The organism is Microbacterium phosphatis, assembly GCF_049177115.1.
GTDB lineage: Bacteria > Actinomycetota > Actinomycetes > Actinomycetales > Microbacteriaceae > Microbacterium > Microbacterium phosphatis.
The window spans coordinates 2,037,144-2,063,247 of sequence record NZ_CP185370.1 but is presented as its reverse complement, the minus strand read 5'-3'; the positions used below and the strand labels follow the sequence as shown (position 1 = coordinate 2,063,247).

Here is a 26,104-nt window from a genome sequence, read left to right as displayed (position 1 = left end):
TCGCCCGCTCCACTGCAGGGATGGACCCGACCGTCCTCGACGAGATGACGACAGCCCGTTGGCTGTGCCTCGTCGCGGCCGCGCTGTGCGGCGCCGCCCTGGCCGCCGGCATCGCGACGGCCCCTTCGCTCGACCTTCTGCTCGGCCTGCTGTGCGTCCTGATCCCGCTGTCGGTCGCCCTGGGATGGGCGATGCCGCCGCTGACCGCGCGCGTCGCCACCGCGACGGTCGCGGTCGGGCTCTGCGCCCTGGCGTCGGTGCACGTCCCCGCCGGTGGTGGCCGCGTCCTCTGGGCGGCAGTCGTGGTGCTCGCCGCCAGCTCTCTCGGCCTCGAGGTGACCCTCCAGGTGCGCAGGCACCTGCGCGGTGCGCTGCGGACGGATCCGCTGACGGGCCTGATGAACCGCCGCGCCCTGCGGATCGGTGCGCGCACCCTGGTGGGCGAGCCGCCCGCCCACGGCCTTCGGGGGGCCCCGCGTCACTGGGTGATCGCCATCGATCTCGATGGGCTGAAGCCCGTCAACGACCGGTACGGACACGCGGAGGGCGACCGCCTGCTCAGCGAGTGCGCTCACGCGTGGCGCGCGGCCCTCGGGCGGATGGGGATCATCGGCCGGTGGGGCGGAGACGAGTTCGTCGCCGTTGTGGAGGCCGCCGACCGCGGCGCCGCCCGCCGGGTGCTGCGGCGCCTGCGCGCCGCCGCGCCGCATGCCTTCAGCGCCGGGCTTGCACCCCTGACCGCGCAGCGCGGCCTCGACGCGGCCGTGCGCGAGGCGGACGTCCAGCTGTACCGGGAGAAGCAGGTGGCCTCCGGGCTGGGGCGGGGACGCTCGGCACCGGCGGTCACACGAGCCACCGCGGTCGTCGCTCCTCAGCCGGCCGCGGCTGCCCGGTCCGGGTGGACATCAGACTTCTCGCGCGCCGTCGCCGCCGCCGCCGGGCTGATCGCGCTGGCGGCTGTGCCCGATGCGGTCTCCGCCGAGGGCGGGCTGCGCGTGGCTGCGGCCGCGGATGCCGTGATCGCCGGGGCCGTGGCCGCGACGGCGCTCATTCGGGGAGTGCGGGCGCGCCAGGGCCTGCTCACGGGGTGGATCACGCTGACGGCGGTGACCGCGTTCGCCCGCGTGGCGCTGGCGGCGGATCCGCCGTCCATGGTCGTCGCCCTCGTCGGCGTGCAGGCCGTCGCCATCCTGCTCGCCGCCTACTGGCGGCCCTCCGCCGCCCGGGTGCTCTTCGGCGCCCCGATGGCCGCGGCGCTGGCGGGCGTCGCCGTGCACACGGTTCCCGGAGCCACGGCGCTCCCGCTCACGGCGCCCGCAGCCGTCGTCCTCGCCGTCGGCGGTGTGCTCGGGTGGCTGCTGATCGAGGTCGTCTCGGCCGCCCGCGGACGCCTGCTGTCGCTGGTGCACCGCGACGAGCTGACCGGAGCCCTCGACCGGTGGGGAACCGACGACGCGCTCGAGCGTCTCGTCCTGCACGCCCGGCGCACACGGCGCCCGCTGACGGTGGTCGCGATCGACTTCGACCGGTTCAAGCAGCTCAACGACGCGCACGGGCACGAGCGCGGCGATCAGGCGCTGCAGCGCGCCGTGGCCGAGTGGAGCGAGATGCTCGGGGCGGACGACGTCATCGGGCGGATCGGCGGCGACGAGTTCGTCATCGCCCTGGCCGACTGCGACGAGGCGGAGGCGGCCGAGATCGTCGCGCGCCTGCGGGTCGGGGCGACGGATCCGTGGACGAGCGGATCGGCGACGCTCGCGCGTCGCGAGAGCGCCACGTCGCTCACCCACCGGGCCGACCGCATGCTCGGCGCCGCGAAGCGCGGGGCGCGCGAGGCGCGGGAGGCCCGCCGGCGGGTCGAGGGGGCCCAGGCCGCCCCCGCCGCGGACCGGCGCCCGACGCAGCGCCCGGCCGCACGCCCGGAGGCCGGGCGGGACGCGGTGGTCGAGCTGCGCCGATCGGCCTGACGTCGAGGGGGCGGGTCAGCCCCCGTTGTATGCGGGGGCCAGTGCGATCAGCAGCGCCGCCGTCCAGTGGCACAGGAACGCCAGCACGGTGAACGCGTGGAAGATCTCGTGGAAGCCGAAGCGACCGGGCCACGGGTTAGGGCGCTTCATCGCGTAGACGACCGCACCGAGCGTGTAGAGCAGGCCGCCGATCACAACGAGCAGCATCATCGCGAAGTTGGCGCGCATCAGATCGGCGATGTACATCATCGCGGCCCAGCCCAGCAGCAGGTACAGGGCGACGTAGAGCCACCGCGGCGCCCCGAGCCAGAAGACGCGGAACAGGATCCCGACGATCGCGCCGCCCCAGACGAGCGTGAGCAGCAGCGTTCCCTGCCCGGGCGGCAGCGCGAGCACACCCAGCGGCGTGTAGGTACCCGCGATCAGCAGCAGGATGTTCGCGTGGTCGACGCGCCGCAGCACCGCCTTCGTCTTCGGGCCCCAGTCGAAGCGGTGGTAGACGGCCGAGTTCCCGAACAGCAGCAGCGACGAGATCATGAACACCGCGGACGCCCACTTCGCGGCGGCCCCGTCGGCCACCGTGATCAGGACGATGCCCGCCACGAGCGCGATGGGGAAGGTGCCCGCGTGCAGCCACCCGCGCCAGGTCGGCTTGACCTCGACGGCGTCCTTGTCGGCCGCATCGAGCAGCGGGAGCTGCGGCACTCCGTCGACAGAGCTCGGGTCGTCCTGGGGCGTCTGCGTCATGGTCCGAGGGTACGTCTGCCCGCATGCCGGGCGCGGCACGCATCGCCCCGCGGCCGGTCGGCGGGGAGCGGATCCGCGCGCGGAGTACCGTAAGGGGGTGCGAACGATGCGTCAGGGCGAGGGCCGCGGGCCCCTGTACCGGCTGTACAGCTCCCGCCTGCGGCGCCAGATCACCGCCGGCAGCGTGCCCGAGCACGTCGCGATGGTGATCGACGGGAACCGGCGCTGGGCGCGGCAGCTGGGGTACGACTCGGTCGCGCACGGCTACCGGGCCGGGGCCGCCAAGATCATCGAGTTCCTCGGGTGGTGCGACGAGCTGGGCGTCAAGCACGTCACGCTCTACCTGCTCTCGAACGACAACCTGCGAAAGCGCGACTCCGCCGAGCTCGCCGACCTGGTCGACATCATCGCCCAGCTGGCGGGGGTCCTGGCCGGCAGCGTCGACTGGCGCGTGCAGCACGCGGGCCGCACCGAACTGCTGCCCGAGAACCTCGCCACGGCGCTGCTCGACGCGCAGCAGCGCACCGCCGGGCACACCGGCCTCCACGTGAACCTCGCCGTGGGCTACGGGGGGCGGCACGAGATCGTCGACGCCGTCCGCCGCATCATCGCGAACCACAGCGAGCGCGGCGGCACGCTCGAGGAGCTCGCCGAGAACCTCACTCCGGAATCGATCGGCGAGCACCTCTACACCGGCGGTCAGCCGGATCCGGATCTCGTGATCCGCACGAGCGGAGAGCAGCGGCTGAGCGACTTCCTCGTGTGGCAGAGCGCGCACAGCGAGTTCTATTTCGTCGAGGCGCTCGGGCCGGATCTGCGCGAGGTCGACTTCCTCCGCGCCATCCGCGATTACGCCAAGCGCGATCGGCGTTTCGGGGGCTGACGCGCCGGCGGCCGGGCACGGGCGCCTCGCAGCTGAGAGAATGGCGGTGTGATCAGCACTGTCGAGGAGTACCGCGCGACGTTCGACGGCGAACCCGGATACCTCAACTGGGCGGCCTTCGGGCCCCTGTCCTCCACGGTCCGCGACGAGGTCGTCGCCGATCTTGGCATGCTCGGCACCGGGCGCGCGAGCAGCATCTCGCACGTCGAGGAGCGCGAGGACGAGGCCCGCCAGGCCGTCGGCGACGTGCTCGGTCTGCCGGCCGACACGGTGACCCTGCAGCCCTCGACGACCTACGGCATCATGCACGCCGTCTACGGCCTGACCGGGGGAGTGCTGGCGTCGCCGGCCGAGTTCCCCACCATCCCGACGGCCGTGACCCGCGCCGCGGAGGCCTTCGGGCGGGTCCGCCCGCAGTGGCTCGAGACCGAGGGCGGGTTCGTCACCCCGCAGGCCGTCGCCGACGCGATCGACGACGACACCACCGCGCTTGTGGTCAGCCACGTCGACTTCCGCACCGGCTACCGCGCCGACCTGGCCGGCCTGCGCGAGGCTCTCGGGCCGGACCGCCTGCTGATCGTCGATGCGACGCAGGGCGTCGGTGTGCTCGAAGGCGACTGGGACGCCGCGGACGTGGTGGCCGGCCACGGCTACAAGTGGCTGCGTGCGGGGCGCGGCACGGGATTCGCGACCTTCAACGCGCACGCACGGGAGATGATCGCGCCCGTGCTCTCGGGCTTCTTCGGTGTCGAAGGGGGCCTGACGGTCGACGAGGTCCCCGCACCCGCCGCCGGAGCGCGCGCCTTCACGATCGCGCGCGGTGATGCGCTGGCCGCCGCGCGGCTTGCGATCGCGCTGTCGGACGTCGCCGCCGTCGGTGTCTCCGCCATCGAGGAGGCCCTCACCGAGCGGACGGAGCGCGTGATCGAGATCGCGCAGCGCCACGACATCCGCGTGCTCACGCCGCTCGACCCCGCCCGGCGCGGCGGGATCGTGTCGCTCGTCCCGGACAGCGTGGCGGCGCTGGGGGCCGAACTCGCCAACCGCGGCGTGACCGTCACCGCGCGATCCGGCATGGTGCGCGTCGCTCCCCACGTCGGCACCGACGACGAGACGCTCGGGCTGCTCGACGAGGCCTGCGCGGCGTACGCCCAGCAGCGCTGACGCCCCTACCTGGGCACCCCGTGACGTTCGCGTGAACACGCGAATCACACTCTTGTAATTCCCCGCCCTCCGGACGTACCGTTTCCGCAACGGGCAGAGCGCCCGTTCGAGTCGGCCAACCAGGTTCGCGACTCGTGGCCCCCAGGTCGACTCGCAGAAGCCGGGCAAGGTTCCCGGGTCGGGAGTGGGGCGTGACCAACAGCACTTCAACGCAGGCCGGCCGTCGCAGCAGCAGCACCGATCGCAAGACCGGAGCACACGAGGCCGCCTCGCAGGGCATCCCGCAGGATCTGCGCACCTACGTGCTCGACACGTCCGTGCTCCTCAGCGATCCGCGCGCTTTCTTCCGCTTCGCCGAGCATTCGGTGGTGATCCCCGTTGTGGTGGTCACCGAGCTCGAGGGCAAGCGGAACGACCCGGAGCTGGGCTACTTCGCCCGCCAGGCTCTGCGCCACCTCGACGAGCTGCGTGTCGAGCACGGCCGTCTCGACTTCCCCGTCCCGGTCGGCGAGGGAGGCACGCTGCGGGTCGAGCTCAGCAACATCGACGCGAACGTGCTGCCCAGCGGCATCCGCCTCGGCGACAACGACAGCCGGATCCTCGCGGTCGCCATGCATCTCGCACAGGACGGTCAGGAGGTCACGGTGATCTCCAAGGACCTGCCGATGCGCGTGAAGGCCGCCTCTCTCGGCATCTCCGCCGAGGAGTACCTGGCCGAGCAGGCCGTCGACTCCGGGTGGACGGGCATCGCCACGCTGCACCTGTCGGGCGACGAGATGGCCGACCTGTACGAGACGGAGGTCGCCGCGCACGACGACGCGCGTGGGCTCCCGGTCAACACGGGGCTCGTCATCCAGTCCGAGCGCGGATCGGCCCTCGGCCGGGTCACGGGCGACAGCGAGCTGCGCCTGGTGCGCGGCGACCGCGACGTCTTCGGGCTGCACGGCCGCTCGGCCGAGCAGCGGATCGCGATCGATCTGCTGCTCGACCCCGAGGTCGGCATCGTCTCCCTCGGCGGCAGGGCCGGCACCGGCAAATCGGCGCTCGCCCTGTGCGCCGGCCTCGAGGCGGTGCTCGAACGGCAGCAGCAGAAGAAGATCATCGTCTTCCGCCCGCTGTTCGCCGTCGGCGGTCAGGAGCTCGGCTACCTGCCCGGCGACCAGGCCGAGAAGATGAACCCCTGGGGTCAGGCGGTCTACGACACCCTCGGATCCGTCGTCTCGGGCAACGTCCTCGACGAGGTGATCCAGCGGGGGCTCCTCGAGGTGCTGCCGCTGACGCACATCCGCGGGCGCTCGCTGCACGACGCGTTCGTGATCGTGGACGAGGCGCAGTCGCTCGAGCGGAACGTCCTCCTCACGGTGCTCAGCCGCATGGGGCAGAACTCGCGCGTCGTCCTCACCCACGACGTCGCCCAGCGCGACAACCTGCGCGTCGGCCGTCACGACGGCGTCGCGAGCGTCATCGAGTCGCTGAAGGGCCACGGCCTCTTCGGTCACGTCACCCTTACGCGGTCGGAGCGCTCGGCGATCGCCGCGCTCGTCACGGATCTGCTGGAGGTCGGCGAGCTCGCCTGATCGATCCACCCCGTCATCGCGGCCCGGAGGCATCGCCTCCGGGCCGCGATACTGCGATTTCGGCCGTCCGGTCTCACTGAGTAGCATTCCGAGGGGCGGCCGAGACAGCTGGTCGCCATCTGTGTGCAATGACAAAGGAGCCACACGCACATGTCTGAGACCAGAGCCCGCAATCGCGGACCATCCCTCCCCGCCGTCTCCGTCGAGGACAAGCCGAGGTGGACGCCGCTGAAGGTCGTCATCTGGGCGATCGTCGCGCTCGTCGGCGGTGTCGCCTGGACGATGCTCGCGATCGTGCGCGGCGAGACCGTGAACGCGATTTGGTTCGTCTTCGCGGCGGTCGCGACGTACCTGATCTTCTACCGCTTCTACTCGAAGTACATCGAGCGCCTGATCACGCGCCCGGATGATCGCCGCGCGACGCCGGCCGAGTACAAGGCCGACGGCAAGGACTTCGTCGCCACCGACCGGCGCGTGCTGTTCGGCCACCACTTCGCCGCCATCGCCGGCGCCGGCCCGCTGACCGGCCCCGTGCTCGCGGCGCAGATGGGCTACCTCCCCGGCACCATCTGGATCATCGTGGGCGTCGTCCTCGCGGGCGCCGTGCAGGACTACCTCGTGATGTTCTTCTCGATGCGCCGCGGAGGCCGCTCGCTCGGCCAGATGGCCAAGGACGAGCTGGGCCGCTTCGGCGGGGCCGCCGCGATCCTCGCGACGCTGCTCATCATGATCATCATCACCGCGATCCTGGCTCTTGTGGTCGTCAACGCCCTCGGCGACAGCCCGTGGGGCGTCTTCTCGGTCGCCATGACCATCCCGATCGCGCTGTTCATGGGCGCATACTTGCGCTGGATCCGTCCGGGCCGGATCGCCGAGGTCTCGCTGATCGGCTTCGTCCTGCTGATGGCGGCCATCGTCGGCGGCCAGTACGTCGGCGCCAGCGAGTGGGGCCAGGCGATCTTCGGCCTCGACCGCACCGCGATCGCGTGGGCCATCATCATCTACGGCTTCATCGCCGCGGTCCTGCCGGTGTGGATGCTGCTCGCCCCGCGTGACTACCTGTCGACCTTCATGAAGATCGGCGTCATCGTCCTGCTCGCGGTCGGCGTGATCATCGTCCACCCCGACGTCCAGGTGCCGGCGTTCAGCATCTTCGCCGGCGGCGAGACGGGCCCGGTGTGGCCTGGGGCGCTGTTCCCCTTCCTCTTCGTGACCATCGCCTGCGGCGCCCTGTCGGGCTTCCATGCGCTGATCGCGTCGGGCACCACGCCGAAGATGGTGGAGAAGGAGAAGCAGACCCGCTTCCTCGGCTACGGCGGAATGCTGATGGAGTCGTTCGTCGCGATCATGGCGCTCGTCGCCGCGATCTCGATCGACCAGGGCCTGTACTTCACGATGAACTCCTCGGTCGCGGCGACGGGCGGCACCGTCGAGGGAGCCGTCGCGTTCGTGAACGGCCTGGGCCTCACCGGGGTCAACGTCACCCCCGAGATGATCTCGGGCGCGGCGGCCTCGGTCGGCGAGGAGTCGATCGTCTCGCGCACCGGCGGCGCGCCCACCCTCGCCTTCGGCCTCGCGAACATCCTGCACCAGTGGCTCGGCGGCACGGCCTGGATGGGCTTCTGGTACCACTTCGCCATCATGTTCGAGGCGCTGTTCATCCTCACCGCCGTCGATGCCGGCACCCGCGTGGCGCGCTTTATGCTGCAGGACTCGATCGGCAACGTCCTGCCGAAGTTCAAGGACACCTCGTGGCGTCCGGGTGCGTGGATCTGCACGGCGGTCATGGTCGCCGGCTGGGGCGCGGTGCTGATCATGGGCGTCACCGATCCGCTGGGCGGCATCAACACCCTGTTCCCGCTGTTCGGCATCGCGAACCAGCTGCTCGCGGCGATCGCGCTCGCCGTGGTGCTGGTCATCATCGCCCGCCGGCGCACGTTCAAGGGCCTGTGGATCGTGGGCCTGCCGCTCGCGTTCGTGACCGTTGTCACCTTCACGGCGTCGTGGCAGAAGATCTTCTCCTCCACGCCCGCCGTGGGCTACTGGGCCAACCACATGCGCTTCCGCAACGGCCTCGCCGACGGCACGTACGTCGACTTCGCCCCGGGCGCGGATGACGCGGCCAAGCTCGCCGCCACGGAGGCGACGATCCGCAACACGGCGATCCAGGGGACGCTGTCGATCATCTTCCTCGTGCTGACGGCCATCGTGATCGTCATCGCGATCGCGCAGGTGATCAAGGCGTTCCGGGCAACGGAGGTCATCGACCGCGAGGACCCGTCGGTCCCGTCGCGCCGGTTCGCCCCGGCGGGCCTGATCGCCTCGCCCGAGGAGCGCGCCCTCGAGAAGGAGTGGGCCGCCGTTCCTCCGGAGATGCAGCCCACCCGTGGCCACTGACGCGGTCGTCCCCGCCAGGTCCGGTGCCCTCGCGGCGCTGGGCCGGGCGTGGCGCGCCCTGGTGTGGTTCGCCAAGGGCGTGACGGGGGAGTCGAAGTACGCCGCGTACGTCGCGCACGAGCGCGCCGCGCACCCGGATCGCACCCCCATGACCGAGCGCGACTTCTGGCGCTGCGTCTACAGCGAGCAGGACGCCAACCCCGGCGCCCGCTGCTGCTGACGCGGTTTCGCCACAAAGGGCGGTCCTCGATCCACGAGGGCCGCCCTTTCTGGCGGATCCGGGCGCGCTAGGCGGTCAGCGCGGCGGCGTAGGCGGACATGGACCGCTGGTAGCGCGGGAGCGTGGGGATGAGCGCCTCGAGCGCGACCCGCAGGGCCTCATCCGAGCGGCCGGCGCTGTGCAGCGCGAGCGCGAGCGTCACCCGCGGGGCCGCCCCCGTCGACGGATGCTCGGGAGCCGCCTCCAGCACCGCGATCGCCTCTTCGAGGCGCCCGTTGTTGCGCAGGGTCGAGCCGTACTGCACGGCGATCATCGCGTGGCGCTCCTCGTCGAGGCCCAGGGCCAGCGCACGCTCGTACTCGAGCGCGGCCTCGGCCTCGAAGCCCAGCGAGTCGTACATGCCACCCAGCTCGTAGGCGCCGCGGCCGTCGGCGACGGGGCTCTGCGCCGCCAGCTCGCGCATCGCCTCGATGGCGGCGGCGGGCGCGAGGCTCTCGTACCGCTCCCATAGGTCGGCCACGCGGGCCTCCCACTGATCCGGATCCATGCCTCCACGCTAGCGGCGTGGCCAGCCGCTAGATTCGGCGGGTGACGGATCCCGCGCCCGCCCCGCGCTCACTGGCCCCGCTGTACCTCGCGGGCTTCACCACGGCGTTCGGCGCCCATGGCGTCGCGTCGGTCCTCGGCGCCGAGTCGGACGACATCGGCATGACGCTGCTGGGACTGGGGCTCGTCCTCGCCCTCTACGACATCGCCGAGGTGATCCTGAAGCCGCTCTTCGGCGCCCTGAGCGACAGGATCGGCGCCAAGCCCGTCGTCGTCGGCGGCCTCGTCGCGTTCGCCCTCGCCTCGGCGGCCGCCCTGATCGCCCCCTCGCCGGTGCTGTTCGCCGTCGCGCGCCTCGGACAGGGGGCGGCGGCGTCAGCGTTCTCGCCCGCCTCGTCGTCGGCGGTCGCGCGCCTGGCGGGCAAGGAACGCCTCGGCAGGTACTTCGGCCGCTACGGGGCGTGGAAGAGCCTTGGGTATGTGCTCGGCCCGCTGATCGGCATCGGCCTGGCCGAGTTGTGGGGGATCGAGGCGGTCTACGCCGCGCTCGCCGTGCTGGGCGCACTGGCGGCCGTCTGGGTGGGTCTTGCGATGCCGGCCCTGCCGATCCTGCCGCGCCCGCGGTACACGCTCGCGGATCTCGTGCGCCAGACGACCGACCGCGGCTTCCTGATCCCGACCCTGCTGATGGCGACGATGACGGGCGTCCTCGGCGTGGCGGTCGGGTTCCTGCCGCTGCTCGCCACGCGCCTCGACCTGCCCCCGCTCGCGGGCGCGGCGGCGGTGGCGCTGCTCGCCCTGGCGTCGACGCTCGTGCAGCCGGTCGTCGGGCGCGCGCGCGACGACAACCGCGTGGGAACCCGCGGCGGCACGGCCGCGACGATGGCCCTTGCCGCCCTCGCGGTGCTCGTTCTCGCCCTTGCCCCGCACGCGGTGACGCTGTTCGCCGCGGCCGCCGTGCTGGGCGCGACCGTCGGCGTCGTCACCCCGCTGGCCTTCGCCCACCTCGCCGCGGCGACGCCCGACGAGCGGATGGGCCGCACGATGGGCAACGCCGAGCTCGGGCGTGAGGTCGGCGATGCGGGCGGCCCGCTCCTCGTCGGCGCGATCGCCACCGCGGCGGGCCTGCCCCTCGCCCTCGGCACGCTCGCCGCCGTGGTCGCGGCAGCCGGCGCGACGGGGTGGTTCGCGCTGCGCCGCAGCTGATCCGCCACAAAGGGCGGCCCTCGTCAGACGAGAGCCGCCCTTTGTGGCGGATGCGGGGCCGGATCAGCCCGCGTGCGTCATCGAGAGCAGGTCGAGCTTCTCGTCGAGCTGGGCCTCAGTGATCTCGCCGCGCTCGACGTAGCCGAGGTCGATCACGGCCTCACGGACCGTGATGCCCTTCTTGACCGAGTGCTTGGCGATCTTCGCGGCGGCCTCGTATCCGATCAGCTTGTTCAGCGGCGTCACGATCGACGGGCTCATGCCGGCGAAGGCGGCGGCGCGCTCGAGGTTCGCCTCGAGGCCGGCGACGGTCTTGTCGGCGAGCACGCGCGAGGCGTTCGACAGGAGGCGGATCGACTCGAGCAGCGCGGTGCCCATCACCGGGATCGCGACGTTGAGCTCGAACGAGCCCGAGGCGCCTGCCCAGGCGACCGTGGCGTCGTTGCCGATCACGCGCGCGGCGACCATCAGCACGGCCTCCGGGACGACCGGGTTGACCTTACCCGGCATGATCGACGAACCCGGCTGCAGGTCGGGGATGTGCAGCTCGCCGAGACCGGTGTTCGGGCCCGACCCCATCCAGCGCAGGTCGTTGTTGATCTTCGTGAGCGACACGGCGATGGTGCGCAGGGCCCCGGACGCCTCGACGAGACCGTCGCGGTTGGCCTGGGCCTCGAAGTGGTCGAGGGCCTCGGTGATCGGCAGGCCGGTCTCGGCCGCGAGCAGCGCGATCACCTTCTGCGGGAACCCGAGCGGGGTGTTGATGCCCGTGCCGACGGCGGTTCCGCCGAGGGGCACCTCGGCCACGCGGGGGAGGGCCGCCTGGACGCGCTCGATGCCGAGGCGCATCTGGCGGGCGTAGCCGCCGAACTCCTGGCCGAGGGTGACGGGGGTCGCGTCCATGAGGTGGGTGCGGCCGGACTTGACGGCGTCCTTCCACAGGACCGCCTTCTCCTCGAACGCCTTCGCGAGGTGATCCAGGGCCGGCACGAGGTCCTCGATGAGGGCCTGCGTGACCGCGACGTGCACCGACGTCGGGAAGACGTCGTTCGACGACTGCGACGCGTTCACGTGATCGTTCGGGTGCACGTCGGCGCCGAGCTTCTGCGTGGCGAGGGTGGCGAGCACCTCGTTCATGTTCATGTTCGACGACGTGCCCGAGCCCGTCTGGTACGTGTCGACCGGGAAGTGCTCGTCGTAGGCGCCCGTGATGACGTCGTCGGCAGCGGCGGCGATCGAGTCGGCGATGTCGGCGTCGAGCGTGCCGAGCTCCTTGTTGGCGAGCGCGGCGGCCTTCTTGATGCGCGCGAGGGCGGCGATCTGCGACGACTCGAGGCCCTTGCCCGAGATCGGGAAGTTCTCGACCGCGCGCTGCGTCTGCGCGCGGTAGAGCGCGGAGGCGGGCACGCGGACCTCGCCCATGGTGTCGTGCTCGATGCGGTACTCGATCTCGGTCACTTCTTCGTCCTCCGGTAGGGATCGATCGGTCGGGGCGCTGCCCGGGTCAGGCGGCGTCGTTCTGGGTGCCCAGCAGCACGTCGGGCACAACGGTGCCCTCGGCCAGGCGGTAGTTGGCGCCGACGATGCCGAGGCGGCCCTCGGCGACCGCGGTGCTGATGATCTCGGACCGCTGCAGCAGCGCCGCGACCGTGTCGCGCACGTGCTCGCGGCCGACGGCGGTGGCGTCGACCGTCTCGGCGGTGACGCCCTCGTCCGCGCCGAGGCGCAGCACGCGGCGCACGGCGGGGACGATCGGGGCGATCAGGCGCCAGATCGTCGGGGGCAGCACCGGTGCGTCGGCGCTGGTGCTCTGGATCGCGGCCGCGACGGCTCCGCAGGAGTCGTGGCCCAGCACAACGATCAGCGGGACCTTCAGCATCTCGACGGCGTACTCGAGGCTGCCGACGATCGAGTCGCCCGCGACCTGTCCGGCGTTGCGCACGACGAACAGGTCGCCGAGGCCCAGATCGAAGATGATCTCGGCGGCGAGGCGCGAGTCGGCGCAGCCGAACAGCGCCGCGCGCGGGGCCTGGCCGTCGGCGGTCGAGTTGCGTCGTTCGACGTCCTGGTGGGGGTGCTCGGGGCGTCCCGCGACGAAGCGGGCGTTGCCCGCGACCATCGTGGCCCAGGCCTCATCGGGGGTGGTGAACTGCGTCATTCCTGCTCCTCAGCCAGCGCGCGAACCTGCGGCGCGATCATCTCCGCGACCTCGGCGGTCAGTGCCGCCGACGTCGAGCCGTACAGAAGGATGTGGTCGGCACCCGCCTGGGTGCCGAGGGCATGGGCGACGTTGCCGTTGTCCTCGGGGTCGACGTCGTAGACCTGCCAGGTCAGCCCGCCGATCTCGACCTCGTCCGAGGGCGTCGTTCCGCCGAGCTTGCGGGCGGCCCACGTCTCGTCGGCCTCGAACCCCTGGGCGAATCGCAGGAAGCCGTCGCCCTCGGGCACGTAGACGATCTCCCAGGAGGCGGGGTCGCCGGGGACGACCTCGGCGGCGTTGATGCGCCAGTTCGCGGCCTCGCCGGGCAGGGCCGGGACGAGCACCGTGCCGAACTCCTTGGCGGCCTCGGCCGCGACGGGACCGGGAGCGATGCTCGCCTGCTCCGGCAGGTCGCCGCGCGGCACGATCAGGAACATCACAACGACGATCGCCACCGTCACGGCCAGCGCGACCAGGAGGTTCCGGACGTTCTTGCTGCCGCGATACGCCTGCGTGTTCGCCGCCTTGCGGGCAGCGGTCTCCTCGGGCGTCTCGGGGCGGCCGAGCTCGGCGACGATGCGGGGCTCGCCCTGGGCGCGTGCCATCACTCGTCGCCCTCGGCCGAGGCCTGGGCGGCCTCGAGGCGGCGCTTGGCGCCGCGCAGCCACTCGTCGCAGCGCGCGGCGAGGGCCTCGCCGCGCTCCCACAGCGCCAGCGACTGCTCGAGCGTCGGGGCACCCTGCTCGAGTTCGCTCACCACGCGCACGAGCTGGTCGCGGGCCTCCTCGAACGAGAGCTGAGCGACGTCCGGGGTCGAACCGGTGGACGGCGGAGCGGGCTGCGAGGTCACGGGATCCATCCTACTTTCCGGCTTCCGACGTTCCCGACGGGGCCGAGGCGGCGCGGACGTCCGGGCCCTCGCCGTCCGAGGTCGCGGCGACCGCGCCGCGCTCCAGGGTCACCACGAGGCGCGTGCCGGCGGGTGCCTGCGCGGCATCGCGCAGGATGACGCCGCTGTCGGTGTGCGCGATCGCGTAGCCGCGCGCGAGGGTGGCCGCGGGGGACAGGGCGCGCAGCGACGCCCGCAGCTCGGCCGTGCCGAGCAGGCCCTGCTCGATGCGCCGTTCCGCGATCGCGCGGCCGCGGCTCACCAGCTGCCACACCTCCTGCGTGCGCGTGCGGATCCCGTGCTCCGGGTCGCGCAGCGCCGGCCGGGAGCGCAGCTGCTCGAGCTGGGCGATGTCGTGCGAGATCCGCTGCGTGAGCCGCAGCGTCATGCGCGAGCGCAGCTGGGCGACGATCGCGCGCTGCTCGCCGACGTCCGGGACGACGCGCTTGGCGGCGTCGGTGGGCGTCGACGCGCGGAGATCGGCGACGTCGTCGAGCAGCGGATGGTCGTTCTCGTGGCCGATCGCGCTGACGACCGGCGTCTGCACGGCCGCGACCGCACGCAGCAGGCGCTCGTCGCTGAAGCCCAGCAGCGTCTGCGGGTCGCCGCCGCCGCGGGCGATGACGATGACGTCGACCTCGGGGTCGGCGTCCAGCCGCGCGAGGGCGGCCAGGATGTCCGGAACGCTGCGGTCGCCCTGCACGGTGACGTGCTCGGTGCGGAAGCGCACCTGCGGCCACCGCAGCTCGGCGTTGCGGTGCACGTCCTTCTCGGCGTCGCTGCGCTGCCCGGTGATGAGTCCGATGCAGTGCGGAAGGAACGGGATCGGCTTCTTGCGCGCCGAGTCGAACAGGCCCTCGGCGCGCAGCTTCGCCCGCAGGCGCTCGAGCTTCTCGAGCTGCTCGCCGAGGCCCACGTGCTTCATCGCCGAGACCTGGAAGCTGAAGTCGCCGCCCTTGACGTAGTAGTCGGCCTTCACGCACGCGACGACGTGATCGCCGATCTTCAGGTCGGCCGGGACCCGGTTGCGGGTGCTCGACCAGATCACGATGGAGATCTGGGCGGTGCCCTGGACGTCCTTCAGGCGCGCGTAGATCGCCCCCGCGCGGACGTTCCACGAGGTGATCTCTCCCTCGACCCAGATCGATCCCCAGCGCTCGATGAAGCCCTTGATGGTCTGGTTGAGGCGGCCGATCGACGTGGGCGCCTCCGCCGTCGAGTCGCGCGGGGCGACGCTGTCGGCGGGAGGAGCCTCGCCGGGGATCACGGCGGGCTGGAACGCGGCCATGTCTGTCTCGTTCCTCTCGATCGGATCGGGCGGCGGGTCACCTGGGCGGATGCTCGGGAGGATCCGCGCTCGGGGCCTGTACAGGGCCCCGCACGTAGAATCGATGTGTGACCGCCACCGCCATCTCGCTGCCCGTGCCCCAGGTTCCGGCACGTCGTGCACAGGTCCGCACGGAGCCGCTTCAGGATATCCCCGTCTCCGGACACAAGCGGGTGCTGCTCGCCGCTCCGCGCGGCTACTGCGCCGGCGTCGACCGCGCGGTCGTCGCGGTCGAGAAGGCGCTCGAGCGCTACGGATCGCCGGTGTACGTGCGCAAGCAGATCGTGCACAACATCCACGTCGTCACCGAGCTCGAGGCGATGGGCGCGATCTTCGTCGAGGAGGTCGACGAGGTCCCCGAGGGCGCGCACGTCGTCTTCAGCGCGCACGGCGTCTCGCCCGCGGTCGTCAACGCCGCGGCAGACCGCGGCCTGCAGGCGATCGACGCCACCTGCCCGCTGGTGACCAAGGTGCACCGCGAGGCCGTGCGCTTCGCGCGCGACGACCGTCACATCCTCCTCATCGGCCACGCCGGCCACGAGGAGGTGGAGGGCACCGCGGGTGAGGCGCCCGACCACGTCACGATCGTGAACTCGCCCGAGGAGGCGGACACGATCGAGGTCGCCGACCCCAGCCGGGTCGTGTGGCTCTCGCAGACCACGCTGTCGGTCGACGAGACGATGGAGACCGTCCGCCGCCTGCGCGTCCGCTTCCCCGAGCTGCAGGATCCGCCATCCGACGACATCTGCTACGCCACCCAGAACCGTCAGGTCGCGATCAAGAAGGTCGCGAAGGACGCCGATCTGGTCATCGTCGTCGGCTCCGCGAACTCGTCCAACAGCGTTCGCCTCGTCGAGGTCGCCCTCGAGCACGGCGCCAAGGCCGCCTACCGCGTCGACTACGCCGACGAGGTGCGCCAGGAGTGGCTCGACGGCGTCGAGACGGTCGGCGTCACCAGCGGCGCCTCCGTGCCGGAGGTGCTTGTGCAGGAGGTGCTCGAGGCCCTCTCCGGCGCGGGCTACCGCGACGTCGAGCAGGTGCGCACGGCCGAGGAGGATCTGATGTTCTCGCTCCCCAAGGAGCTGCGTCAGGACATCAACGGACAGAAGACCGAGCGCGCGCTCGGCGGCCGGATCCGATCGTGACCCTGCCGGGTGATGCCGCCGGCGAGCGTCCTCGCCCGCAGTTCGGCGAGTACGCGACGCCGGCCGAGCAGGCCGCGCACGTGCGTCACCCCCTGCCGGTGCCCCCGGTGGCCTGGCCCGAGTCGACCGAGCCCGACCCGGTCGCCAAGCGTCAGGCCCTGACGTCCGGACGGATCCTGGATCGCGCCGTCGCGGTCGCGCTGCTGGCCTACGGGCTGCTGAGCCTCATCAACGCCGCCCCCGCGACGATGGATCCGCGTCCGCTGCTGGACATGCTCGGCCTCGATTCGAGCGAGCTCGGGCTCACCACCACGGGCGGCTGGGGCATCGCCGCGCTGGTCGTGCTGATCGCCGGCTGGGCCCTGACGGCCTGGCTGACGTGGCGGGCGCACCGGCGCGGTTTCCGCTCGGTGTTCTGGATCCCGCTCGTCGGCGGCTTCGTGTTCAACCTGGTCTCCGGGATCCTGGTGTCGGTCGCGCTGCTGTCCGACCCGGGCGTCCTGGATGCGCTGCTGCGCCAGCAGGGCTCCTGACCGGGCGATCCGTCACGGCGCCCGTTCGCCAGAACGCGGTGCGCCTGCGCGGCTGCGGCCCCCGCGGCGGTGAGACTTCGTCTGTCATGACCCCCCTCAGCCGCACCCGACGCCTGCGCCTCGCGCGTTTCGGCGCGTTCGTGCTGCTCGCCGTCGGGCTGGGGGCGGGCATCGCGACGTTCGCGAACTCGGCCGTGGGGCCCCGGGACACCCCGGCCGCCGTCGCCGAGGAGGCCGCGCGCGGCGAGCTGACGCTGCCCGTGATCGATGCCGCCGCGCTGCCCTGGCCGTCCGAGGGCGCCGCCGCCGTCGCGGTGGGCGATGGCGAGGTGCTCACCCCGTCGGACGAGCGCCACGCCATGGCGAGCGTCACGAAGCTGATCACGGCGCTGATGGTGCTCGACGAGCGGCCGCTGGCGGTGGGCGAGGCCGGCACCGAGTACCACTTCGTGGAGAAGTGGAACAACTCGTATGAGGAGTACCTGGCCCGCGACCAGTCGGCGCTGCCGGTGCCGGCCGGGGGGATCCTGACGGAGTACCAGCTGCTGCAGGGCATGCTGCTGGGGTCGGCCTGCAACTACGCCGACATCCTCGTGACCGACATCTGGGGCGACAACTCGGCCTTCGCCCATGCGGCGGGGGAGTTCCTCGCCGAGCACGGCCTCGAGGAGATCACCGTCACCGAGCCCACCGGGTTCGACCCGGCGAACACCGCGACCCCTTCGGCGCTGATCGGGCTCGGCCGACTGGCGCTCGAGAACGCCGTCATCGCCGAGATCGTCGCGCAGCCCGAGGCCGAGCTGCCGGGCGCGGGGCTCGTCGAGAACACCAACGACCTGCTCGCCGATCCGGGCGTGCTCGGCATCAAGACGGGCACGCTCGAGGGATCCAACCTGCTCTCCGCGAAGGACGTGACGGTGGGCGACCAGACGGTCCGTGTCTTCGCGGTGGTGCTGACGCAGCCCGACGACGAGGCGCGTTTCACCGCCTCGCGCGCGCTGTACGACGGCGTCGCCGCACAGCTCGGCGCCGCGCCGAAGGGCTAGGCGCGGATCCCGCGCAGCAGCACACCCAGCAGCGCGTCGCGGTCGCCCGGAGCGCTCAGGCGCACGGCATGCTCGAGGCCGCACACCAGATGCTGCAGGCGCGCGGCGTCGATCTCGGCCCGCACGACGCCGGCACGGCGCGCGCGCCCCAGCACCGCATCCCAGGTCGAGAGCAGCTCGGCCTTGGCCTCGCGCACCTCGTCCGATTCGTCCTCGCCGGACAGCAGCACCGTCTGCAGGCCGCCCTCGGCGAGCTGCAGGTCGAGTGCGGCGGTGATGAGGCGCTCGAGCGCGGCCGCCGGATCCGGATCGCCGGCGGCCTCGCGGGTGAGGTCGCGCATCCGCAGCAGGGTGTCGGTGGCGAGGGCCTCGACGAGCGCATGCGCGGTGGGGAAGTGCCGGTACACGGTGCCGACTCCCACCTCGGCAAGACGGGCGACGTCGTTCAGGCGCAGATCGCCGCGGGGCAGCGCGCGGGCGGCGTCCAGGATCCGCCCGCGGTTGCGGACGACATCGGAGCGCGGCTCGGCCATGGACCCATTCTGTCATGAAACGGATCGATGATCCGTTTCTCGGGGTACGGTGAAGCGGATAGATCATCCGATTCACGAGGAGACGTCATGACCTGGGACCCCCGCAACCTGCCCGACCTGGCGGGACGCACCTACGCCGTCACCGGTGCGACCGCCGGCATCGGCTATTTCGCCGCCGAGCAGCTCGCCGACGCCGGCGCCCGGGTGGTGCTGGCCTCGCGGTCGTCCGCCAAGCTCGATGCGGCTCGGGCCGCGATCCGCGGGCAGGTACCCCAGGCCGAGGTCGAGACCGTGGTGGTCGACCTCGGATCGCGGGCGTCGGTCGCTCGGGCCGCCGACGAGCTCTCGCGGATCCCCGCGCTCGAGGGCGTGTTCCTCAACGGCGGTTCCATGGCGATGACGCGCGGGGCCGTGACGGCCGATGGGCTGCCCGAGATGGTCGGCACGCACACCGTGGCGAACTTCGCGCTCGTCGCCGGCACGCTTGGGCGTCTGGTCGCCACGGCGCGCGAGACCGGTCGAGACGCCCGCATCGTGCACGCCTCGACCGGATTCGTGAAGCGCTGGGAGCGGCAGATCGCCGATCTGCGTGAGGTGCCCCGCAGCCCGCTGATGGCCTACACGCAGGCCAAGACCGCCACCGAGGTGTTCGCGCACGAGCTGGACCGCCGCCTGCGCGCGGCCGACCTGCCCGTGCGCTCGATCCTGTCGCACCCCGGTGTCGGGGTCGACGCGCGGACACCGCAGCGCCCCGGCGTGCGCGACCGCACGACCCCGTACCAGCGCAATCCGTTCACGCCGTGGGCGCAGGGCAAGGATGCCGCCGCGTGGCCGGGCGTCCGAGCGCTCGTGGACCCCGAGGCCGAGGGCGGCGACTTCTTCGGGCCGCGCAACGGGATCCGCGGTGTCCCGGTGCGCACCGAGGCCCTCGCGCGCACCGCGGCGCCTGGTGCGGCGGCGGATGCGCTGTGGCGCCAGCTCGAGGCCCTCGCCGGCGTCGCGCTGCCCGTGCCGGCGGGTCGCTGAGGGGCCTGCCGCACCGCCGCACGGCGCGACTCGGGCGGCGACACGCCCGGGATATCGAGCCGTCACAGATGCGCGGGCTGCCCGGTCAACGCGAGTATGAGCACCGTGAGTGATGACGAGTCCGTCGACGTGGACCGCGGCGACATCGCCGAGGCCGTCCGTGTCTTCGAGGAGAGCCGCCGGCGTCTCTTCGGGATCGCCTACCGGATGCTCGGCAGCGTCGCGGACGCGGAGGACGTGCTGCAGGACGTCTGGATCCGCTGGCAGGGGACCGACCGATCCGGCATCCGCGAGCCCCTCGCCTTCCTCACCACCGTGACGACGCGCGTGTCGATCAACGCCCTGCAGTCGGCCCACACCCGCCGCGAGACCTACATCGGGCCCTGGCTGCCCGAGCCGGTGAACACCGAGGACGACCCGCTTCTCGGGGCCGAGCGCGGCGAGGCGCTGCAGTTCGCGATCCTGATCCTGCTTGAGAAGCTGACGCCGAATGAGCGCGCCGCCTACGTGCTGCGGGAGGCACTGGACTACGAGTACGACAGGATCGCCGAGATCCTGCAGGCGACGCCGGCCTCGGCGCGCCAGCTGGTGAGCCGTGCCCGCAAGCACCTCGCCTCCGAGAAGCGCGTCACCGCCCCCGAGCCGGACCAGCGCCGCCTGCTCGAGGCCTTCCTCGCGGCCGCGCAGCGCGGCGAGGCGTCGGACCTCGAGGCGCTGTTCGCCGCGGACGCGGGCAGCTGGACCGACGGCAATGGCGTGAAGCTCGCCGCGCGCATCCCCGTGCTCGGCGCGAGCCGGGTGGCGAAGTTCGTCGCCGCGTTCTCGTCGCACTTCTGGATCGGCAAGGAGATCGGCTGGACGCGCGTGAACGACCAGCCCGCCGTGACCCTCAGCGAGAACGGCCGGGTGACCACGATGCTCACGCTGACCGCCTCGGCCGACGGCATCACGCGCCTGCTGTGGGTGATGAGCCCCGACAAGCTCGCCCACGTCGAAGCGGCGTGATGGAGCTCCGCGGGGAGCGCGAACTCGAGGTCTTCCTGCTCGGCTACCGCGCCGCCGATCCCGATGCCGTCGTCGAGACGGTGCACGTGAACGGCGCGCCGGGGATCGCGATCCGCAGCCGGGGCCGCACCATGGCGATCCTGCCGCTCGAGGTCTGCGAGGACGGTCTGGAGCGGGCCTGGATCATCGCGGATCCCGACCGCCTGAGCGACTGGAATCGCTGAGGCCTGTCACACGACCGCGGGCTGCCCGGTCACCACTGCAGGGGCCGCAACCGGGCGGCCGCGCAGACAGGAAGGCAAGGCAATGGCGAAGATCGTGGTCATCGGAGGCACCGGCCTCATCGGTTCTAAGGTCGTCTCTAAGCTGCAGGCGCTGGGTCACGAGGCGATCGCCGCCTCGCCCAACTCCGGCGTGAACGCGCTGACGGGCGAGGGGCTGGACGAGGCGCTGGCGGGCGCGAACGTTGTGGTCGACGTGTCGAACTCGCCCTCGTTCGCCCCGCAGGACGTGCTGGAGTTCTTCACCACCGGCACGGCCAACCTGCTCGCCGCCGAGAAGGCCGCCGGTGTCACGCACCACGTCGCGCTCACGATCGTCGGCACCCAGCGCCCCCAGAACATCCCGTACTTCGCGGCGAAGGTCGCGCAGGAGAAGCTGATCCGCGAGTCCGGGGTGCCGTACTCGCTGGTCCATGCCACGCAGTTCATGGAGTTCGTCGGCAGCATCGCGGACATCTCGATGGTCGACGGCGTTGTGCATCTGCCTGGCGCGCTTGTGCAGCCCATCGCGGCAGACGACGTCGCCACTGCCGTCGCCGACACGGCCGCCAGCAAGCGCCCCGTCGGCGACATCGAGATCGCCGGTCCCGAGGCCTTCGGCATGGACGAGTGGGCGCGTCGTGCCCTCGCCTTCCGTCGTGACCCCCGCACGGTGGTGCGCGACGACACGGCGCCGTACTACGGCGCGGTCATCGAGGAGCGCACGCTGGTGCCGTTCGACGGCGACGCGTGGATCTTCGAGACGCGCCTCGACCAGTGGCTGCCCGCCAACCCTCCCCGCGCGTGAGGCGGTGCGCCGAGCCCGGTCATCACCTCGGCGCACAACGCGGAACGCCCCCGGTCTCCTGCGGGAGCCGGGGGCGTTCTGCGGTTCAGCGGATCAGCGCTGCGACTTGCCCGCGGAGCCGAGCTGCTGCGTCGCCTCGATGACGCGCTTGGCCATGGCGGTCTCGGCGACCTTGCCCCAGGCGCGGGGGTCGTAGAGCTTCTTGTTGCCGACCTCGCCGTCGACCTTCAGCACACCGTCGTAGTTGGCGAGCATGTAGCCGGCGACCGCACGCGTGAAGGCGTACTGCGTGTCGGTGTCGATGTTCATCTTGATGACGCCGTTGGCGACCGCCGTGGCGATCTCCTCGTCCGTCGATCCCGAGCCGCCGTGGAAGACGAGGTCGAGGGGCTTGGCGCCGGTGCCGAACTGGGCGGCGATGCCCTCCTGGATCTCGCCGAGCAGCTCCGGGCGGAGCTTCACGCCGCCCGGCTTGTACACGCCGTGCACGTTGCCGAAGGTGAGGGCCGAGATGTAGCGGCCGTTCTCGCCGAGACCGAGGGCCTCGACGGCCTGCGCCACGTCGGCGACGGTCGTGTAGAGGGCCTCGTTCGAGCCCTCGTGGACGACGCCGTCCTCCTCGCCGCCGACGACGCCGACCTCAATCTCGAGGATCGAGCCGATGTTCTTCGTGCGGGGGAGCAGGCTCTTGGCGATCTCGATGTTCTCGTCGAGCGGCACGGCCGAGCCGTCCCACATGTGCGAGTGGAAGATGGGGGCGCCGGTCTGCTGGAACTGCTCCTCGCTCGCGGCGAGGATCGGCAGCAGGAAGCTGTCGAGGGCGTCCTTCGGGCAGTGGTCGGTGTGGACCGCGACGGTGATGTCGTAGGACTGCGCGACGCGCTTGACGTAGTCGGCCATCGCGAGTGCGCCCACGGCGCGGTTCTTGATGGTGTGCCCGGCGAAGTAGTCGGCGCCGCCGGTCGTCACCTGGAGGATGCCGTCCGAGCCGGCCTCCTGCAGACCCTGGAGCACGGCGTTGATCGTCTGCGAGCTCGAGACGTTGAACGCGGGGTAGGCGAAGCCGCCGGCCTTCGCTCGGTCGAGCATCTCTGCGTACTGATCCGGGGTGGCGAAGGCCATGTGAGCTCCTTGAAAGTCGTTCGGGAATCAGCGCCAGTCTAGGGAAAGTCGGGAGTTCATGCCGTCGGATCGGTGTCGGAGCGGCGGGGAATTGCCGATCTCGCAAGAATCGCGATTCCTTTGCGCCCCCACCCCGGAAATCCGACGAGGGATAGCAATACGTTGACCGCATGACACCGGATCTGGCCACGCTGCACCCCGACCGCAACATCGCCCTGGAGCTCGTCCGCGCGACGGAGGCGGCCGCGATCCGCGCCGTGCCCTTCATCGGCCGCGGAGCCAAGGAGGAGGCGGACGGCGCGGCCGTCGACGGCATGCGGGCGTTCCTGTCGACCGTCGACTTCGACGGGGTGGTCGTGATCGGCGAGGGCGAGAAGGACAACGCGCCCATGCTCTACAACGGAGAGCACGTGGGGACGGGCAATGGCCGCGCGTACGACATCGCGGTCGACCCCATCGACGGCACCTCCCTGACCGCGGCGGGGCGCCAGAACGCGCTCTCGGTGATCGCGATGTCGGATCGCGGCACCATGCTCGACGCGTCGAGCGTCTTCTACATGGACAAGCTCGTCACCGGCCCCGCCGGCGTCGGGGTCGTCGACATCCGCCTGCCGATCGGCGAGAACATCCGTCGCCTCGCGGGCGCCCTGGGCAAGCCGGTCGAGGAGCTCGTGGTCTCGGTGCTGAATCGTCCGCGCCACGACACGCTCATCGACGAGATCCGCGCCGCGGGGGCCGGCACGCGCCTGATGAGCGACGGCGACGTCGCCGGCGGCATCAATGCGGCCCGGCACGACGCCCGCACCGACATGTGCGTGGGGGTCGGCGGCAGCCCGGAGGGGATCGTGACCGCCTGCGCGATCAAGGCGCTCGGCGGCCACATTCAGGGCCGTATGTGGCCGCGCGACGACGAGGAGCGGCAGAAGGGCATCGACGCGGGCCTGAAGATGGACCACGTCTACGAGGCGGACGACCTGGTCGCCGGCAACAACACGCTCTTCGTGGCGACGGGGGTCACCGACGGCCAGCTCGTCGCCGGTGTGCGCCGCCAGGGCGACTACGTGTACACGGAGAGCGTGGTGCTGCGCAGCCACTCGGGCACGCTGCGTCGCATCTCGTCCGACCACCTCGTCTCCAAGTGGCTCTAGGGCGGGGCGCCCCGGCGCGCGGCTGAGCCCCGGCCGCGCGGGGACAAGTGCCCGCGGCGCGACTCCCGCGTGACGGAGCTGTGACCGACTTCGGAGGATCCTTCTGAGACAATGGCGAGAGCGTTTTTCCGGTTACAGCAGGGGGCGAAGCATGTCGGTTCAGCACGCGCCGGTTCAGCACACACCTGCGGCGAAGGCCGCTTCGGTCACCGGGACTCAGCCGGTCTACGATCCGGCACGTCGCCCGGACGTCCTGCTGCGCGTGCGTCGCGCTCCCGGTCAGGAGCCCAGCGCCTGGTGGTTCGTGGGCGCCTTCGTCGGGTTCTCCGGCGCCGTCACGGCCCTGCTGAGCTTCATCCCCGGGTGACCTCGCGGCGCTGACCTCGCCCGATCAGTCGGAGCCGATCCGCGACGGATCGAGCCGCTCGGCGATCGACTCGGTGATTGGCGCGGTGATCGGCGCGGACGTCGGTCCGTTGTCCGGCCTCTCGTCGTCGATGTCGATGAGCTCGGTGGCCGACAGGCGGCGGACCGGGGCGTGGAGGGGCCGCGGCTCGGGCATGGCGGCGAGCTTCGTCTCGTCGATGCCGGGGAACTGGCGCGCGGTGACGAGCACACGCGACTCGAGCGATCCGGCGAACTTGTTGTAGCTGTCGACGGTGCGCTCGATGGCACGGCGCAGCCCGTCGGCGTGCTGCGCCAGCGTGCCGAGGCGCTCGTACAGCTGGTTGCCGAGGGTGAACAGCGTCCGCGCCTCGTCGGAGACCTCCTGCTGCGTCCACGCGTACGCCACCGTCTTCAGCACCGCGAAGAGGTTCACGGGGGAGGCCAGGGCGACGCGCTTCGAGAACGCGTACTCGAGCAGCGTCGGATCCTCATCGAGTGCGACCGCGAGGATCGACTCGCTCGGCAGGAAGCAGACGACGAACTCGGGGCTCGACGGGAGCCCCGCCCAGTAGGCCTTGCGGGCGAGGGCGTCGACGTGACTGCGGACGGCCTTGACGTGCTGCTTCAGCAGCTCGCGGCGCCGGCGCGCGTCGTCACCGCCGACGGTGTCGGCGATGGCGGCGGCGTCGAGGAACGCGTCGAGCGGTGCCTTCGCGTCGATCGCGATGGCCTTGTCACCGGGCAGGTGCACCACCATGTCGGGGCGGCCGGAGACGTCGTCGCCGGTGAGCACGGCTTGGGTGTCGAAGTCGACGTGACGCACGAGGCCGGCCGACTCGACGACCCGGCGCAGCTGGGTCTCGCCCCAGACTCCACGAGCGGTGGTCGAGCGCAGGGCACCGGCCAGCGACTCGGTGGTGGCGCGGAGGGCCTCGTCCGAGACCTGGGCGCGGCGCAGCTGCTCGGCGATCGTGCCGAACTGGCTGTGGCGTTCGCGCTCCATCTCGTCGACGCGCTGCTGCATGCGGTGCAGGCTCTCGCGGACGGGCGAGAGCGCGGTCAGCACGGCGCTCTCGCGGCGGGCGCGTTCGTCGGCCTCGGCGCGCTCGGACTGCGCGTGCGCGATCGCGTCGCGCCGCAGATCCTCTTCCCGCTCCAGGGCGAGGCGCAGCGCCGTCGTCTCGGCCTCGCGCGCCGCGAGGGCCTCGCGGATGCCCGCGGTCTCGCTGGTCGCACGACCCGTGCGAGCGAGCCAGCCGAGCGCGACCCCCACGAGGAGGGCGACGATCACGAGCAGGGGGCTGAGTGCGTCCATGCGCCCATCATGCGCGGGACCACCGACAATCCGGGCGCGGCGCCCCGCGGGGGTCAGGCGGCGATGACGGCCGGCTGGATGCGGTTCACGCGCGCGCCGATGAGACCGGAGAGCCCGTCGATGTCGTCGGCGCCCGAACGGCGGGCGGCGTCGATGAGGATGTGCGCGCACGCCAGGGCGTCGGCGACGGCATCGTGGTGGGCGAAGCCGGTGAACCCCGCGGCCTCCGCGGCCACGGGCAGGCGGTACGAGGGCAGCTGGTAGACCTTGCGCGCGACCTGCAGCGTGCAGGCGTAGCGGTACGCGGGAAGGTCGAAGCGGGTGACCTCGCACGCGGCCTTCAGCACGCCCATGTCGAAGCTGGCGTTGTGGGCGACGAGCACGTCGTCCTCCGCGAAGCCGATCAGATCCTCGATCTGCTCGTCCCAGGTGAGGGCGTCGATGACGTCGTCGGCCGTGATGCCGTGGATCCGGGTGTTCCACTCGAGGAAGTCGTCGTGCCCGGCCGGCGGGCGGATCAGCCAGCCCGCCGTCTCGACGACCTTGCCGCCCCGCACCTTGGTGAGCCCGACCTGGCACGCCGAGGCGCGCGATCCATTGGCGGTTTCGAAGTCGATCGCGGTGAAGTCCAGAGCCACGCTTCGAGTCTGAGC

The 26,104-nt window shown here is 71.9% G+C and carries 27 protein-coding genes; 16 read left to right on the top strand and 11 right to left on the bottom strand.

Features of this window, described 5'->3' with window-relative positions; genetic code table 11:
- The first annotated feature begins 20 nt into the window (after window positions 1-20).
- Window positions 21-1,967, top strand: coding sequence for a diguanylate cyclase domain-containing protein (locus ACOKGD_RS09905; RefSeq protein ID WP_342334332.1), 1,947 nt, complete (start codon window positions 21-23; stop codon window positions 1,965-1,967).
- Between the two features lie 15 nt (window positions 1,968-1,982).
- Here the strand turns inward: ACOKGD_RS09905 and trhA are convergent, their stop codons facing one another.
- Window positions 1,983-2,714, bottom strand: a complete 732-nt coding sequence (trhA, locus tag ACOKGD_RS09900) for a PAQR family membrane homeostasis protein TrhA (RefSeq protein ID WP_342334333.1) — start codon at window positions 2,712-2,714, stop codon at window positions 1,983-1,985.
- A gap of 106 nt (window positions 2,715-2,820) precedes the next feature.
- On the opposite strand from trhA, the gene ACOKGD_RS09895 reads away from it, so the two are divergent.
- The 5 genes from ACOKGD_RS09895 (at window position 2,821) to ACOKGD_RS09875 (ending at window position 8,955) form a co-directional block, all read left to right on the top strand.
- Entirely contained in the window at window positions 2,821-3,597 is a 777-nt protein-coding gene (locus ACOKGD_RS09895) for an isoprenyl transferase (RefSeq protein ID WP_342335490.1), read from the top strand.
- A 48-nt stretch (window positions 3,598-3,645) separates the two neighbouring features.
- Window positions 3,646-4,761: an aminotransferase class V-fold PLP-dependent enzyme gene (locus tag ACOKGD_RS09890; protein ID WP_342334334.1), complete on the top strand. Its 1,116-nt coding sequence runs from the start codon at window positions 3,646-3,648 to the stop codon at window positions 4,759-4,761.
- Between the two features lie 278 nt (window positions 4,762-5,039).
- A complete protein-coding gene (locus ACOKGD_RS09885) occupies window positions 5,040-6,338 on the top strand; it encodes a PhoH family protein (protein ID WP_342335491.1) in 1,299 nt (432 codons plus the stop codon).
- Between the two features lie 150 nt (window positions 6,339-6,488).
- A complete protein-coding gene (locus tag ACOKGD_RS09880) occupies window positions 6,489-8,735 on the top strand; it encodes a carbon starvation CstA family protein (RefSeq protein WP_342334335.1) in 2,247 nt (748 codons plus the stop codon).
- On the top strand, window positions 8,725-8,955 hold the full coding sequence (locus ACOKGD_RS09875) for a YbdD/YjiX family protein (RefSeq protein ID WP_342334336.1): 231 nt from the start codon (window positions 8,725-8,727) through the stop codon (window positions 8,953-8,955). Before ACOKGD_RS09880 ends, ACOKGD_RS09875 begins: the two co-directional genes overlap by 11 nt.
- A gap of 67 nt (window positions 8,956-9,022) precedes the next feature.
- On the opposite strand, the gene ACOKGD_RS09870 is transcribed toward ACOKGD_RS09875, so the two are convergent.
- Window positions 9,023-9,502: a tetratricopeptide repeat protein gene (locus ACOKGD_RS09870; RefSeq protein ID WP_342334337.1), complete on the bottom strand. Its 480-nt coding sequence runs from the start codon at window positions 9,500-9,502 to the stop codon at window positions 9,023-9,025.
- Window positions 9,503-9,543: 41 nt separating this feature from the next.
- On the opposite strand from ACOKGD_RS09870, the gene ACOKGD_RS09865 reads away from it, so the two are divergent.
- Window positions 9,544-10,707, top strand: coding sequence for an MFS transporter (locus ACOKGD_RS09865; RefSeq protein ID WP_342334338.1), 1,164 nt, complete (start codon window positions 9,544-9,546; stop codon window positions 10,705-10,707).
- A gap of 63 nt (window positions 10,708-10,770) precedes the next feature.
- Here the strand turns inward: ACOKGD_RS09865 and ACOKGD_RS09860 are convergent, their stop codons facing one another.
- From ACOKGD_RS09860 to xseA, 5 genes are read right to left on the bottom strand one after another with little or no spacing between them, the layout of a single operon-like run.
- A complete protein-coding gene (locus ACOKGD_RS09860) occupies window positions 10,771-12,165 on the bottom strand; it encodes a class II fumarate hydratase (RefSeq protein WP_342334339.1) in 1,395 nt (464 codons plus the stop codon).
- Window positions 12,166-12,211: 46 nt separating this feature from the next.
- Complete coding sequence (locus ACOKGD_RS09855) at window positions 12,212-12,865, bottom strand: carbonic anhydrase (protein WP_342334340.1); 654 nt, start codon at window positions 12,863-12,865, stop codon at window positions 12,212-12,214.
- A complete protein-coding gene (locus tag ACOKGD_RS09850) occupies window positions 12,862-13,512 on the bottom strand; it encodes a DUF4245 family protein (protein ID WP_342334341.1) in 651 nt (216 codons plus the stop codon). The genes ACOKGD_RS09855 and ACOKGD_RS09850 overlap by 4 nt, the downstream gene beginning before the upstream one ends.
- Window positions 13,512-13,766: an exodeoxyribonuclease VII small subunit gene (locus ACOKGD_RS09845; RefSeq protein ID WP_421355042.1), complete on the bottom strand. Its 255-nt coding sequence runs from the start codon at window positions 13,764-13,766 to the stop codon at window positions 13,512-13,514. The genes ACOKGD_RS09850 and ACOKGD_RS09845 overlap by 1 nt, the downstream gene beginning before the upstream one ends.
- A gap of 1 nt (window position 13,767) precedes the next feature.
- Window positions 13,768-15,084, bottom strand: coding sequence for an exodeoxyribonuclease VII large subunit (gene xseA, locus ACOKGD_RS09840; protein ID WP_342334344.1), 1,317 nt, complete (start codon window positions 15,082-15,084; stop codon window positions 13,768-13,770).
- A 134-nt stretch (window positions 15,085-15,218) separates the two neighbouring features.
- Between xseA and ACOKGD_RS09835 the strand changes: the two genes are divergently transcribed.
- The 3 genes from ACOKGD_RS09835 to ACOKGD_RS09825 all read left to right on the top strand — a co-directional run bounded on the left by ACOKGD_RS09835 (window position 15,219) and on the right by ACOKGD_RS09825 (window position 17,847).
- Entirely contained in the window at window positions 15,219-16,268 is a 1,050-nt protein-coding gene (locus tag ACOKGD_RS09835) for a 4-hydroxy-3-methylbut-2-enyl diphosphate reductase (protein ID WP_421355123.1), read from the top strand.
- Window positions 16,265-16,801, top strand: coding sequence for a DUF6264 family protein (locus ACOKGD_RS09830; RefSeq protein WP_342334346.1), 537 nt, complete (start codon window positions 16,265-16,267; stop codon window positions 16,799-16,801). Before ACOKGD_RS09835 ends, ACOKGD_RS09830 begins: the two co-directional genes overlap by 4 nt.
- Before the next feature lie 86 nt (window positions 16,802-16,887).
- Entirely contained in the window at window positions 16,888-17,847 is a 960-nt protein-coding gene (locus ACOKGD_RS09825) for a D-alanyl-D-alanine carboxypeptidase family protein (protein ID WP_342334347.1), read from the top strand.
- Here the strand turns inward: ACOKGD_RS09825 and ACOKGD_RS09820 are convergent.
- Complete coding sequence (locus ACOKGD_RS09820; protein WP_342334348.1) at window positions 17,844-18,380, bottom strand: TetR/AcrR family transcriptional regulator; 537 nt, start codon at window positions 18,378-18,380, stop codon at window positions 17,844-17,846. The genes ACOKGD_RS09825 and ACOKGD_RS09820 overlap by 4 nt on opposite strands.
- An 87-nt stretch (window positions 18,381-18,467) precedes the next feature.
- Between ACOKGD_RS09820 and ACOKGD_RS09815 the strand changes: the two genes are divergently transcribed.
- The 4 genes from ACOKGD_RS09815 (at window position 18,468) to ACOKGD_RS09800 (ending at window position 21,479) form a co-directional block, all read left to right on the top strand.
- Complete coding sequence (locus ACOKGD_RS09815; RefSeq protein ID WP_342334349.1) at window positions 18,468-19,406, top strand: SDR family NAD(P)-dependent oxidoreductase; 939 nt, start codon at window positions 18,468-18,470, stop codon at window positions 19,404-19,406.
- Between the two features lie 96 nt (window positions 19,407-19,502).
- The gene (locus tag ACOKGD_RS09810) at window positions 19,503-20,411 is read left to right on the top strand and encodes an RNA polymerase sigma-70 factor (protein WP_421355041.1); all 909 of its coding nucleotides are present in this window, start codon (window positions 19,503-19,505) and stop codon (window positions 20,409-20,411) included.
- Window positions 20,408-20,635: a hypothetical protein gene (locus tag ACOKGD_RS09805; protein WP_342334352.1), complete on the top strand. Its 228-nt coding sequence runs from the start codon at window positions 20,408-20,410 to the stop codon at window positions 20,633-20,635. The genes ACOKGD_RS09810 and ACOKGD_RS09805 overlap by 4 nt, the downstream gene beginning before the upstream one ends.
- 82 nt (window positions 20,636-20,717) lie before the next feature.
- Window positions 20,718-21,479 (top strand): SDR family oxidoreductase, encoded by a 762-nt coding sequence (locus tag ACOKGD_RS09800; RefSeq protein WP_342334353.1) that lies wholly within the window; start codon window positions 20,718-20,720, stop codon window positions 21,477-21,479.
- A 93-nt stretch (window positions 21,480-21,572) separates the two neighbouring features.
- Here ACOKGD_RS09800 and fbaA read toward each other — a convergent pair whose 3' ends face one another.
- Window positions 21,573-22,601 carry a class II fructose-bisphosphate aldolase gene (gene fbaA, locus ACOKGD_RS09795; protein ID WP_342334354.1) on the bottom strand — a complete coding sequence of 343 codons (1,029 nt, stop codon included), beginning with the start codon at window positions 22,599-22,601 and terminating at the stop codon, window positions 21,573-21,575.
- A 170-nt stretch (window positions 22,602-22,771) separates the two neighbouring features.
- Here fbaA and glpX point away from each other — a divergent pair, with 170 nt between their 5' ends.
- Window positions 22,772-23,749 (top strand): class II fructose-bisphosphatase, encoded by a 978-nt coding sequence (gene glpX, locus ACOKGD_RS09790; protein ID WP_342334355.1) that lies wholly within the window; start codon window positions 22,772-22,774, stop codon window positions 23,747-23,749.
- Window positions 23,750-23,900: 151 nt separating this feature from the next.
- Entirely contained in the window at window positions 23,901-24,116 is a 216-nt protein-coding gene (locus ACOKGD_RS09785; protein ID WP_342334356.1) for a UDP-N-acetylmuramyl pentapeptide phosphotransferase, read from the top strand.
- A 24-nt stretch (window positions 24,117-24,140) separates the two neighbouring features.
- Here the strand turns inward: ACOKGD_RS09785 and rmuC are convergent, their stop codons facing one another.
- Entirely contained in the window at window positions 24,141-25,451 is a 1,311-nt protein-coding gene (gene rmuC, locus ACOKGD_RS09780) for a DNA recombination protein RmuC (RefSeq protein ID WP_342334357.1), read from the bottom strand.
- A 53-nt stretch (window positions 25,452-25,504) separates the two neighbouring features.
- Window positions 25,505-26,089: a 3'-5' exonuclease gene (locus ACOKGD_RS09775; RefSeq protein WP_342334358.1), complete on the bottom strand. Its 585-nt coding sequence runs from the start codon at window positions 26,087-26,089 to the stop codon at window positions 25,505-25,507.
- Window positions 26,090-26,104: the final 15 nt, after the last annotated feature.